Origin of the sequence: Flavobacterium sp. FPG59 (assembly GCF_002150205.1) — a bacterium.
Classification (GTDB): Bacteria; Bacteroidota; Bacteroidia; order Flavobacteriales; family Flavobacteriaceae; genus Flavobacterium.
In genome coordinates this window covers 1-12,310 of the sequence record NZ_MTCA01000081.1, presented here as the reverse complement: position 1 = coordinate 12,310, position 12,310 = coordinate 1, and the positions used below count along the sequence as shown (strand labels likewise).

At 33.3% G+C, this 12,310-nt stretch carries 13 protein-coding genes and 1 tRNA gene; 6 read left to right on the top strand and 8 right to left on the bottom strand.

Annotation, left to right across the window (positions count from 1 at the left end; all coding sequences use genetic code 11):
- A partial coding sequence (locus FPG59_RS08970; RefSeq protein ID WP_086454277.1) for a GIY-YIG nuclease family protein occupies window positions 1-173 on the bottom strand: 173 nt, incomplete at its 3' end.
- A 47-nt stretch (window positions 174-220) separates the two neighbouring features.
- Window positions 221-295: transfer RNA gene (locus tag FPG59_RS08965), tRNA-Pro, on the bottom strand.
- A gap of 403 nt (window positions 296-698) precedes the next feature.
- Here FPG59_RS08965 and FPG59_RS08960 point away from each other — a divergent pair.
- The 6 genes from FPG59_RS08960 (at window position 699) to FPG59_RS08935 (ending at window position 6,085) form a co-directional block, all read left to right on the top strand.
- Window positions 699-1,466 (top strand): ParA family protein, encoded by a 768-nt coding sequence (locus tag FPG59_RS08960; RefSeq protein ID WP_086454275.1) that lies wholly within the window; start codon window positions 699-701, stop codon window positions 1,464-1,466.
- A gap of 4 nt (window positions 1,467-1,470) precedes the next feature.
- Entirely contained in the window at window positions 1,471-2,370 is a 900-nt protein-coding gene (locus tag FPG59_RS08955) for a ParB/RepB/Spo0J family partition protein (protein ID WP_086454274.1), read from the top strand.
- A complete protein-coding gene (locus FPG59_RS08950; RefSeq protein ID WP_230154254.1) occupies window positions 2,370-2,930 on the top strand; it encodes a DUF5683 domain-containing protein in 561 nt (186 codons plus the stop codon). The genes FPG59_RS08955 and FPG59_RS08950 overlap by 1 nt, the downstream gene beginning before the upstream one ends.
- A gap of 148 nt (window positions 2,931-3,078) precedes the next feature.
- A complete protein-coding gene (dapB, locus tag FPG59_RS08945) occupies window positions 3,079-3,780 on the top strand; it encodes a 4-hydroxy-tetrahydrodipicolinate reductase (protein ID WP_086454273.1) in 702 nt (233 codons plus the stop codon).
- A gap of 59 nt (window positions 3,781-3,839) precedes the next feature.
- Window positions 3,840-5,408, top strand: a complete 1,569-nt coding sequence (gene lepB, locus FPG59_RS08940; RefSeq protein WP_086454272.1) for a signal peptidase I — start codon at window positions 3,840-3,842, stop codon at window positions 5,406-5,408.
- A 59-nt stretch (window positions 5,409-5,467) separates the two neighbouring features.
- The gene (locus FPG59_RS08935; RefSeq protein WP_086454271.1) at window positions 5,468-6,085 is read left to right on the top strand and encodes a WbqC family protein; all 618 of its coding nucleotides are present in this window, start codon (window positions 5,468-5,470) and stop codon (window positions 6,083-6,085) included.
- Between the two features lie 52 nt (window positions 6,086-6,137).
- On the opposite strand, the gene FPG59_RS08930 is transcribed toward FPG59_RS08935, so the two are convergent.
- From FPG59_RS08930 to FPG59_RS08905, 6 genes are all read right to left on the bottom strand, one after another.
- Window positions 6,138-7,184, bottom strand: coding sequence for an endonuclease/exonuclease/phosphatase family protein (locus FPG59_RS08930; protein ID WP_086454270.1), 1,047 nt, complete (start codon window positions 7,182-7,184; stop codon window positions 6,138-6,140).
- Window positions 7,185-7,229: 45 nt separating this feature from the next.
- The gene (locus tag FPG59_RS08925; RefSeq protein WP_086454269.1) at window positions 7,230-8,099 is read right to left on the bottom strand and encodes a rhomboid family intramembrane serine protease; all 870 of its coding nucleotides are present in this window, start codon (window positions 8,097-8,099) and stop codon (window positions 7,230-7,232) included.
- Window positions 8,100-8,147: 48 nt separating this feature from the next.
- Window positions 8,148-8,894: a rhomboid family intramembrane serine protease gene (locus FPG59_RS08920; protein WP_086454268.1), complete on the bottom strand. Its 747-nt coding sequence runs from the start codon at window positions 8,892-8,894 to the stop codon at window positions 8,148-8,150.
- Window positions 8,891-10,732, bottom strand: coding sequence for a DNA mismatch repair endonuclease MutL (gene mutL, locus FPG59_RS08915; RefSeq protein ID WP_086454267.1), 1,842 nt, complete (start codon window positions 10,730-10,732; stop codon window positions 8,891-8,893). Before mutL ends, FPG59_RS08920 begins: the two co-directional genes overlap by 4 nt.
- A gap of 162 nt (window positions 10,733-10,894) precedes the next feature.
- Window positions 10,895-11,467 (bottom strand): 6,7-dimethyl-8-ribityllumazine synthase, encoded by a 573-nt coding sequence (ribH, locus tag FPG59_RS08910; RefSeq protein WP_086454266.1) that lies wholly within the window; start codon window positions 11,465-11,467, stop codon window positions 10,895-10,897.
- 73 nt (window positions 11,468-11,540) lie between these two features.
- Window positions 11,541-12,310, bottom strand: a 770-nt coding sequence (locus tag FPG59_RS08905) for a tol-pal system YbgF family protein (protein WP_086454265.1), incomplete at its 5' end; no start/stop codon positions are given.

Below are 12,310 nucleotides of genomic sequence, written 5' to 3'. Positions count from 1 at the left end.
AAAGATTTTTGGTCAAATAACTCCGAATAAACTATTGCCCAATCTTTGGCTCTTGCTGTAAATCCTTTGTGTGTACTTAAATGTCGTCGCAGTCTCTCTTCTAAAACCATAGAAGTATACCCTACATAATACTTGTCTTGTGATCTAGAAAAAAGAATGTAAACGTGAAACATAATTTTTTTTATATAAAAAAAAGCCGAACGATCTCGTTCGGCTTTTGTCGGGGTGGCAGGATTCGAACCTGCGGCCTCCTGCTCCCAAAGCAGGCGCGATAACCGAGCTACGCTACACCCCGAAAGCGGGTGCAAATATACAACTCTTTTTATCTTACACAAGTATTTTTGAAAAATATGAAAAATGTTATTCTGTTAAAAAAAAGAAGATGAATTCTAGAAAAACTTTTTCTGGATGGGAAAACCAAAGCCCAGATGGTAGCGAAAAGCGTTGCGCTAGGTGCATCTTGCTTTTTTTATCCTAAAAGAGCGACTAAAAGAAGCTCCTTTTAGGACAGTAAAAAAGCAGAGGCAACAGCAAGACCTTGTAGCGAACAGCTGGAATAGCTTTTAAATGAAAAAATTAAACTAAAATTTTAAACACAAGTAAAATCATTCAAATTGTGGTTTCACGATTGTTAACAAAATAGATTTTCAAAAACCATAAATAATCGTATTTTTACGGTTCAAAATTTAGAAAAACAAATGGGCAAAATCATCGCGATTGCTAATCAAAAAGGAGGAGTTGGCAAAACTACAACATCAGTTAATCTTGCAGCTGCATTAGGTGTATTAGAAAAAAAGGTTCTACTTATTGATGCTGATCCTCAAGCTAATGCATCATCAGGACTTGGAATTGATGTTGAATCAGTAGAAATAGGGACGTATCAAATATTAGAGCACAGCCATACTCCGCAAGAAGCAGTTATTAAATGCTCTGCTCCCAATGTTGACGTTATTCCATCTCACATTGACCTTGTTGCTATAGAAATAGAACTAGTTGATAAAGAAAACAGAGAATACATGCTTAAAAAAGCATTGGCCAATGTAAAAGATGAATACGATTTCATTATCATTGACTGTGCGCCATCATTAGGATTATTAACTCTTAATGCTTTAACGGCATCAGACTCTGTAGTTATTCCTATTCAATGCGAATATTTTGCTCTGGAAGGACTGGGTAAATTACTAAATACCATAAAAAGTATTCAAAAAATACACAATCCGGATTTAGATATTGAAGGACTTTTGTTAACCATGTTTGATTCTCGTTTGCGTTTATCTAACCAAGTTGTTGAAGAAGTTCAAAAACATTTTAATGACATGGTTTTTGAAACCATCATTCAAAGAAATGTAAAATTGAGTGAAGCGCCTAGTTTTGGCGAAAGCATAATTAATTATGACGCAACAAGTAAAGGTGCTGTAAACTACCTTCACCTTGCACAAGAAATCATAAAGAAAAACAGTAAATAATTTTATGGCACAAGCAATTAAAAAACAAGCCTTAGGAAGAGGATTATCCGCGTTATTGAAAGATCCAGAAAACGATATCAAATCTGTTGATGATAAAAATGCCGATAAGGTTGTTGGGAATATTATTGAGCTTGAAATTGCTGCAATCGAAATAAATCCGTTTCAACCCCGAAGTAATTTTAATGAGGAATCATTAAGAGAACTAGCTACTTCTATAAAAGAACTGGGTGTTATACAGCCTATTACCGTACGTAAACTAGATTTTAATAAGTTCCAACTTATATCTGGAGAGCGTCGTCTTAGAGCTTCTACACTTGTAGGACTTACTACCGTTCCTGCTTACATTCGTATTGCAAATGACAATGAATCACTTGTTATGGCACTGGTTGAGAACATTCAACGTCATGACTTAGACCCTATAGAAATTGCCTTGTCTTATCAAAGATTGATAGATGAAATCCAACTTACACAAGAACAAATGAGTGATCGTGTAGGAAAGAAAAGATCTACTATTGCTAATTATTTACGCTTATTGAAACTTGATCCTATTATTCAAACAGGAATTAGAGATGGATTCATAAGTATGGGTCATGGTAGAGCCATCATCAATATTGAAAACCAAGATATTCAAGCTGATATTTATCAAAAAATTGTTAGCCAAAATTTATCGGTGCGCGATACCGAGGCATTAGTAAAAAATTACCAAGAGAGCCTAAAACCAAAACCTGAAGGAAAGCCAAAAGCAAATTCGTTTGAGGTTGAGGATGCGCACAAAAACACCTTTACCAATTATTTTGGTACCAAAGTAGACGTGAAAGTTACAGGCGGCGGAAAAGGTAAAATAACCATTCCTTTTCACTCTGAAGAAGATTTTAAAAGAATCATTAAACTAATAAACGACTAGTGTTTAAATCATTTTTCATTTCAATTTCCTTATTGCTATTGAGTTGCAGCTCTGTTTTGGCTCAAGCCAAAGAATCTACAGATTTGATAGTTAAGGATACCTTGAAAGTGTCTAACATTGATCCGCTTACACCTGCTAAAGCTGCTTTTTTCTCGGCAGTATTACCAGGTTTAGGTCAAGCTTACAATAAAAAATACTGGAAAATTCCCTTAGTTTACGGAGCTATAGGTACAAGTATATACTTTTATGCGGATAATAATAAAAAGTACAGACAATACAGAACGGCTTATAAAAGACGCCTAGAAGGTGTTGTAACCGAAGATTTAGCCTTTCTTGACAACAACAGATTGATTGCTGGGCAAAAATTTTACCAACGTAATAGAGATTTATCTGCACTTGTAACACTTGCTTTTTATGCTTTAAACATCATTGATGCTAATGTTGATGCAGCACTACTTCAATTTAACGTTGATGAAAACTTATCACTACGCCCCGCTATTTATCAAAATGATGTAACGTTCAAGACAAATGCAGGACTAACTATTAATTATACTTTTTGAAAGAGTGAATAGATTTAATTTTTCATCAATAAAAAAATAAGTCCGCTTGAATTATAAATAATTAGTGATTCAATTATAAGAAGTTATTGCAGCAAGCAAAAAATAAAATTGTCAAAGTTCATTTGGCTTTAAATTATAAAATATTACAATGAAAATTGCATTACTAGGATACGGAAAAATGGGCCAAGTGATTGAAAAAATTGCTTTGGAACGAGGTCATGAAATCGTATTAAGAAAAGATGAAAAAAGTACTTTTGAAGGACTTTCTAGGGCTGATGTAGCCATTGATTTTAGTGTACCGTCAGCTGCTGTTGAAAATATTTCGACTTGTTTTCACGCCAATGTTCCCGTAATTTCGGGAACCACAGGATGGCTAGAACATTACAGTTCTATTGAAGCACTTTGCCTTGAAACGAAAGGTGCTTTGATTTCCAGTTCTAATTTTAGTTTAGGAGTAAACATCTTTTTTGAGTTAAACGAATACCTTGCAAAAATGATGTCAAAATTTGACAGTTACCAAGTAAGCATGGAAGAAATTCACCATACCCAAAAACTAGATGCACCTAGCGGTACTGCTATTTCTTTAGCCAAAGGAATTATGGAGAATAGTTCATACACAAAATGGACTTTAGACAATCCTAATCAAGGTGAAATACACATTGATGCTAAAAGAATAGGAACCGTTCCTGGAACGCACACCGTAGAATACAATTCGACTGTTGATAGCATCGAAATAAAACACACGGCACACAATAGAGATGGATTTGCACTTGGAGCAGTTATTGCAGCAGAATGGATTCTAGGAAAGCAAGGGATTTTCTCTATGAAAGATGTATTAGATTTAAAATAAAACAAACATTATTCTCTTTGTGAAATTGCATCACAATAATTAAACAAAATTAAAAGACTATGACTGTATATCAATGGTTTGTATTTTTCTTACTGGTACAAATAATTCACTTTTTAGGAACTTGGAAATTATATGAAAGTGCGGGACGAAAAAAATGGGAAGCAGCTATTCCTGTTTATAACGCAATCGTATTAATGAAAATAATAGGTAGACCTACATGGTGGACCGTTTTACTATTTATCCCAATAATTAACTTAATCTTATTCCCAGTAATATGGATTGAAACCTTGAGAAGTTTTGGAAAAAGATCTTCTTTAGATACTTTTCTGGGAATTGTTACTTTAGGTTTTTACATCTATTATATTAATTATACTCAAAAATTAAATTACATAGCTGACAGAAGTGTATCTCCTCAAAACAAAACAGCCGATACCATAAGCTCTATATTATTTGCAGTGGTGGTAGCAACTCTTGTTCATACTTATGTTATTCAGCCCTTTACAATACCTACATCATCATTAGAAAAATCATTATTAGTAGGAGACTTTTTGTTTGTAAGTAAAATGAATTATGGTGCAAGAGTACCTATGACAACTGTGGCGTTACCTATGGTTCACGACTCTATACCTTTGACTCAAAGAAAATCATATTCTTCATGGCCTTTATTGCCTTACTTAAGATTACCTGGAATTCAAAATATAAAGAGAACTGATATAGTTGTCTTTAACTGGCCTGTTGACACGGTTTACAAATTTTTTGACACCTCAAAAAGAAGAGCTTACAAACCAATTGATAAAAAATCAAATTACGTAAAAAGATGCGTAGGAGTGCCAGGCGACAACCTTTCTATTGTTAATGGAGATGTGTATATTGACGGTAAGATCCTTCAATTACCAGAAAGAGCTAAACCACAATTTTCATATAAAATTGCGCTTGATGGAAAAACACCTATTGATCTTGAATATCTTTTTAAAGAATTAGATATTACTGATAGAGCTTTTTTTACAAATGACACCAAAAGAGACACTATTTTCCTTAGTGCCTTAACAGAAGAAGGTGCTCAGGTTTTTAAAAATACTCCCGGCGTAACAGCAGTAGTGAAACAAATTGCCAAAGGCGTTGATCAAGCAAATTTTGGCAAAGGCGTTTTTCCTCACCTGAAAAAATGGAATAGCGATAATTACGGACCTATTTACATCCCAGAACAAGGAAAAACTGTTGCTTTAACTATTGAAAACCTACCTTTCTACAAAACGATTATTGACGATTACGAGAACAATCAGTTGCAAGTAAACGGCACAGAAATTCGTATCAATGGTAAAATTGCTAAAGAATACACTTTTAAGCAAAATTACTACTGGATGATGGGTGATAACCGTAACAACTCCGAAGATAGTAGATACTGGGGATTTGTTCCAGAAAATCATATTGTAGGTAAACCAATATTTATATGGTTAAGTATAGATCCTAACGGTAAAGGAATCAACAAAATTCGTTGGAATAGAGTTTTCACAACCGTGAGTGGTGAAGGACAACCTCAATCTTATTTTCAATTATTCCTAATTGGACTAGTTGTATTTTTCATAGGAGATTATTTTTGGAAAAAAAGAAAAACAAACAAAGTTTAAATAAAAAAACTAGCGTTTAGCAGCACTAAAAACTCTAAACGCTAGTACATTACAACATCATGAATATTATCATACACCCCACCTATTTCCCTTCTATAAGTCATTTTGTAGCCATTGCAAAAGCTGATTCAGTACTTTATGAGGTCGAAGATAATTTTCAAAAGCAAACTAACCGAAATAGAACTTACATTTACAGTCCAAACGGAATTCAACTTTTGAATATCCCTATAAAACATAGTAAAACAACCCATCAAAAAACAAAAGATATCCGAATAGAAAATGATTTTGATTGGCAAAAACAGCATTTCAAATCCTTAGAGGCAGCATATAGAAGCTCTCCTTTTTTTGAGTTTTTTGAAGATGATTTACAACCTATTTTCGAAAAGAAACATGATTTTTTGATGGATCTAAACTTTGAAGTTTTAGAATTGCTATCTAAGTGTATGCGAATGAAAATGGATTATTCTAAAACCGAATCGTATGTCCTAGAGACAGATCCAGCTATTATTACAGATTATAGATCATTAGCAAACGGAAAAAAGGATATCTCAAAATTTGAAACCTATCCTCAAGTTTTTGATGACAAATATGGATTTCTAAATAATTTAAGCATACTAGATTTACTTTTCAATGAAGGTAAGTTTACTGTGGATTATTTGAGAAATCAGACCTTATAATTTATTAGAACAAACACCTAAAGAAAATAATTCATTTATTACCAAACAAAAACTATTCATAGGATAAACGTGCCATTATAGGAAAATGATCCGAATTTATAAAATTAGAAAAGTTTTCGAATTTTTTTACCTTCATTCTTTCATCAGCAAAAATATAGTCAATCCTTGCTGGATAATATCTAAACTTATAGGTTTCACCAAAACCCTGACCTGCCTCTTCAAAACTGTCTTTCATTTTCCCTTTTATACTTCTATAAACATACGAAAATGCACTATTATTCATGTCACCACAAATGATGACTGGATAGGTACACTTTAATTTATGCTCTCGAAATTGCTCAGCTTGTTGCTGTTGTTGTTTAAATGCCTTACTGATTCGAATAAAAAGTTTTTGAGATTTATTCTGATTAATAGCATCGATATTTTCATCGATTTCATTGACGTCTGGAGAAATTTTGATAGATTGTAAGTGCATGTTATATACCCTAATAATATCTTTTCCCTTCTTTATATCTGCGTAAATGACATTATTACTGGATTTAGGAAAGATAATATTACCGTGATCAATTATAGGAAATTTTGAAAAAATAGCTTGACCCGTTTTAATTTGATTTCCTTCGGTAAAAATATAGCGGTGTGGATATACCTTTAAATCTATTCCAGCAGTTGATGAGAACTCTTGAATACACAATATATCAGGGTTTTTTTCATTTATAAAATTCAAAATATCACCAGGTACATCATCACGTTCAATCCATTTAAAAACGTTTAAGAGTCTAACATTGTAGCTCATGATGGTGAAATCTTGTTCTACTTTAGGCAATTCAACACTTGAAAATTTATAAAACTTATTTATAAATGTAATCCCTATTAACAATACAATTCCAGAAACAATCAATTGTTTTTTAAATTGTAAGGCCCAATAGAAAAAAAACAAGGTGTTGAAAACAAAGAACAAAGGCATGAATAATGTAAGAACTGACAATAACGGGAAAGATTTCGGGGCCAAGAAAGGTAAAATATAAGCAATAAAAGTCACCACTGTTAGGACTATATTGAGTAGAAACATACCTTTATTAAACCAAGAAAGATTTCTCATACTTACACTTTTAAATACTAGTTACAATATACAATTTAATTCAGATTATTTTCCTACTTTAAAAAGGAATTCTTTTTCGTTTTGAGATAAACTATCATAACCAGATTGACTTATTTTATCCAATATTTGATCTATTTGCTGCTGATTATTATCTTTTACAACAATTTTAGAAACTGTTTTTGGTGCTGGTTTTTGATGCGATTTATACACTTTTTTAAAAGGTGTAGCATTGTTTTTTTGGAATCGATTTTGGAAAAAATCTATAAAACCTGATATTATTTTACTTAGATCAGTCCCATTTTCAAGTAGTTTAATGAATAAAAAACCAAATAAAGCTCCTGCAAGATGTGAAATATGCCCACCCATATTACCGGAACGCAATTGCATTAAATCAATAAATACAATAACAGCTGTAACGTGCCAAAGCTTTACGGTTCCAAATATCAACATTCGGAGCTCCATCAATGGATTGTATGTTGCAACTGCAACCAAAATAGCCATTATAGCCGCAGAGGCCCCAACAATAGGCGCATCTATTGCCAAAATATAAAAAACTAAAACATACACTATTCCAGCAAAAATAGCTCCCAAAACATACAAGCCAAACAATTGCTTGCCTGTAAAATAAGTCATGAATAATCTTCCTGCAAAATTAAGAACTAATAAATTAAAAAGAATATGCATGATTCCAGTATGAAAAAAAGCATAGCTCAAAATAGTCCAAGGCTGGCTTATAAAAACAGTAGGGTTTGATGATAAGCTTACATATTGAAGGTAGTCAATAGTAATACCCATTAAAGATAAAATAGAAAAAACTAAAAAAGGAATCACAAATAAAGCGATATTCCAAATAATAAGACGAATGACAATTCCTCCCATTTTGTATTGCAATTTCAAATCATCAATAACATTCATATACCAATTCTTTTATACCTATTAAAAATATACTCGATCTGTTTTGTATTAATTCCAGCGGTTTTTATTAAACTGGTTTTTTTTCCAATACCACATCATTATAAAACCAAATAATGCTCCACCTACATGCGCAAAATGTGCGATTCCGCCGCCGCCAAAAATAGATTTACCTGAGATTCCCAAGTATAAATCAACAAGAACTAATCCTGGAACAAAATATTTAGCTTTAATAGGTACGGGAATAAACATAAGCGCCAGTTCAGCATTAGGAAACATAAACGCAAAAGCGACTATAATTCCGTAAATTGCTCCTGATGCTCCCACAGCGGTCCCGGCATAAGCGCTCGTGAAATTAGAAAAATCAGAGGCATTTATAAATTGCTGCCAACGAGTATCTATTTTACCTTCATTTAAAAGCTGTAAAATATCTTGCTTATTAAAGCCATTTGCAGTCAAGGTAGTAATAGCATCATTAAAATAATAATAGTTTACACCAGTATGCAACAAAGCTGCCCCTAAACCACAAGAAATATAAAAAAACAAAAACTTTTTTCCGCCCCATATTTGCTCTAAAGCTGATCCAAAAGAATACAAAGCAAACATATTGAAAAAAATATGCATGACACCTCCGTGCATAAACATATGAGATAGCGGTTGCCAGTACTGAAAATTAGGATTCTCTGGAAAAAATAAAGCCAAGACTTTATAAACTACATCTCCTAAAAGGTATGTCCCTATAAAAAATAGAATGTTAACAATAATTAATTGCTTAACAACTTCGGTTACGTTTCTCATACTGCAAATTTTTTATCTAAATCTTCCACACGCATAGTGATGAAAGTGGGTTTATGAAATGGCGACACATTAGGATCCTTACACGCAAAAAGTCCATTAACTAAATTTTCCTGCTCTTTCTCTGTAAGATGCGTTCCTGTTTTTACGGCTAAACTTTTAGCCATTGACTTGGCAATAGTATCGTTTTGACTAAAACTGCTCTCAGGAATTCCATCTTGAAGATCACTTATTAATTGCTCTAAAACTATAGAAACTTCACTCTCGGTGATGTTTACGGGTATTCCAGAAATTACAATATGATCTGTATTGTTATCTTCAAAAACAAAACCGGTGTTTTTTAACGCTTGTTGCAACTCAGTGATGATTTCCATTTCGCTTGACGAATAAAACAAATTTAAAGGAAATAATAGTTGCTGACTTGATGCTTGCTGTACCGTCATATTTACCAAAAACTGCTCATACAAAACGCGTTGGTGTGCACGCTGCTGATCAACAATTACCATTCCTGATTTGATAGACGATACAATGTATTTTTTATGAATTTGATAGGTTTTATGGACCGCATGCTCCACTTCTTCATCGTTAAAAAGTGACGATGTGACTTCCTCATTTTCAAAAGTTACTTGCTCTACATCAAAAACATCCTGTTTTAAACCGACATACAAGCTGTCCCATTTTGAGGAGCTTTCTGGTTTTTTATAACTAGAAAATTGTTTGCTAGGAGTTTCGTTAGAAAACGGATTAAAAGTCCCGTCAACTTGAATTGATGGAACTTCGCCAGATAAATCTTTGTAATGATAAGGCGTATCCAGATTCGAGTCTCTATCAAAATCCAAAACTGGAGCTACATTAAATTGTCCTAAACTGTGTTTTATAGAAGCCCGAAGGATAGCGTATAAAGCATGCTCATCATCAAATTTAATTTCAGTTTTAGTAGGATGAATGTTAATATCAATTGTGTTTGGCGGTACTGAAAGATATAAAAAATAACTCGGTTGAGCTCCGTCTTTTAAAATCCCATCATAAGCAGCCATGACTGCATGATGTAAGTATCCGCTTTTTATAAAACGATCATTAACAAAGAAAAACTGTTCGACCCTACTCTTTTTTGCAAATTCGGGCTTACTTACAAATCCTTGAATAGTAACAATATCTGTTTCCTCTTGAACGGGAACTAATTTTTCATTTGTTTTTCCCGAAAATATAGACACAATACGTTGTCTTAAAGTAGCTGGAGGCAAATTAAACATTTCGCTTCCGTTGTGGTAAAATGTAAATTGAATGTTAGGGTGAGCCAATGCTACCCGTTGAAACTCATCAACAATATGGCGGTATTCCACAGTATCTGATTTCAAAAAATTTCTCCTAGCCGGAATATTAAAAAACAAGTTTTTGATAGCAAATGAAGTTCCTTGTGGCAAAACAGCAAGCTCTTGTGCTACAAATTTACTTCCTTCAATAATAATGTGGTGTCCTAACTCATCTTGTTCTTGACGTGTTTTCATTTCAACATGAGCAATAGCAGCAATAGATGCTAATGCTTCACCTCTAAAACCTTTGGTAAATAAGGAAAATAAATCTTCGGCTTGACGTATTTTTGAAGTAGCATGACGCTCAAAACACAGACGCGCATCAGTTACATTCATTCCTAAACCATTATCAATCACTTGCACAAGTGCTTTACCAGCATCTTTAATGATTAACTTGATATCTGTGGCCCTTGCATCAACTGCATTTTCCAAAAGTTCTTTTACTACTGATGCAGGACGTTGAACAACCTCTCCCGCTGCAATTTGATTTGCAACATGATCAGGCAGCAATTGTATAATACTCGACATTAAAAAAAATTAGATTTAAAAAATGGTTTTTGGTTCAAACCAAGATGTACAAATTTAGTGATTTTACAAAGGTAATACAGCAAAAACACTCATAAATTAAACTAAAAAAACCTATACAATTATTAAAGTATAGGCTTTTTTTTTGAAAACATTATTGCTTCTTTATTCTGTTAATCCAAGTGGTACATTTTCTATTTGTAAAGTACCTGATGACAACAATTGTTGGTGATTAAAAGTACTATTTAATGATGCTTGCTGACGAATGTATGCCATTTTGATAGCAGCAATAGCAGCTTCTGTGCCTTTGTTTCCGTGAATACCACCGCTTCTATCTATAGATTGTTGCATGGTATTATCTGTTAGCACACAAAATATCACAGGAATATCCGTTTGAATATTTAAGTCTTTAATTCCTTGAGTAACCCCTTCACATACAAAATCAAAATGCTTGGTTTGCCCTTGAATGACACATCCAATTGCAATTACTGCATCAACATTTTGTGTTTGTAACATCTTCTTTGAACCATAAACCAGCTCAAAACTTCCTGGAACATTCCATCTAATGATATTAGCCTCTGGTACCTCATTTTCAAGTAAAGCAGTATAAGCTCCATTGAATAATCCCTCAGTTATGTTCTCATTCCATTCTGCGACAACAATTCCAAAACGAAAATTTTTCGCATCTGGAATGGCGCTTTTGTCGTATTCAGATAAATTTTTATTTTCGGTTGCCATTATATTTAAATTTCTATTACAGTCGAAAGGTACGGTTTTAAACAACCATACACTCCGAGTTTGCGTTTTATTTTTATTGCGCTAATCCTATTAAGACATCTACTGATGCAGCCTCTGGAGATGCATCATAATTGTCTTTAATATCTGTAAAATATTTCAACGCATCTGCTTTATTACCTAATGCAAGAGCTACTTTACCAGCTTTTAATAAAAAACGAGGTGTTGTAAAATCATTTTTATTAGTTCCAGCAGCGTTGATGTAATTCTCTAAAGCTTCTTTAGGTTGATTTTTTTGAGCATAAGCATCCCCAATAGCACCTTTTGCAAGAGCGCTTAACATGATATCATCTGATTTGAATTTTGATAAATAATCAATTGCTTCAGTGTATTTTCCAGTATTTAAATAAGCAATACCAGCATAGTAATTAGCTAGATTTCCAGCGTCAGTTCCAGAATATTCGTCAGCAATTTTTAGGAAACCAAATTTTCCTTCAGATCCGTTTAAAGACAATTTATACAACGAGTCACTTGAAACTCCATCAGTCGCTTTTTGAAAATTTTGTTGCGCCACAAACATTTCATTGGCAGCTTCTTCTTGCGCAGGAGCAGCAATAAAACGTTGGTATGCTAAATAACTAAGGGTTGCAAGAGCAGCCGCAGCAACTAGTCCTATAATAACTTTTTGATTTTTAGCAACAAAGTCTTCAGTTCTTGATGCGGTTTCATCTAATTTGGAAAATACTTCGGCAGTGGTACTGTCTTTTTCATCAATAACTACTGCTTCTACCGCTTCTTCTTTTACTTCTTTTTCTTTTGGTGCTTTATATCCTCTTTTATTATAAG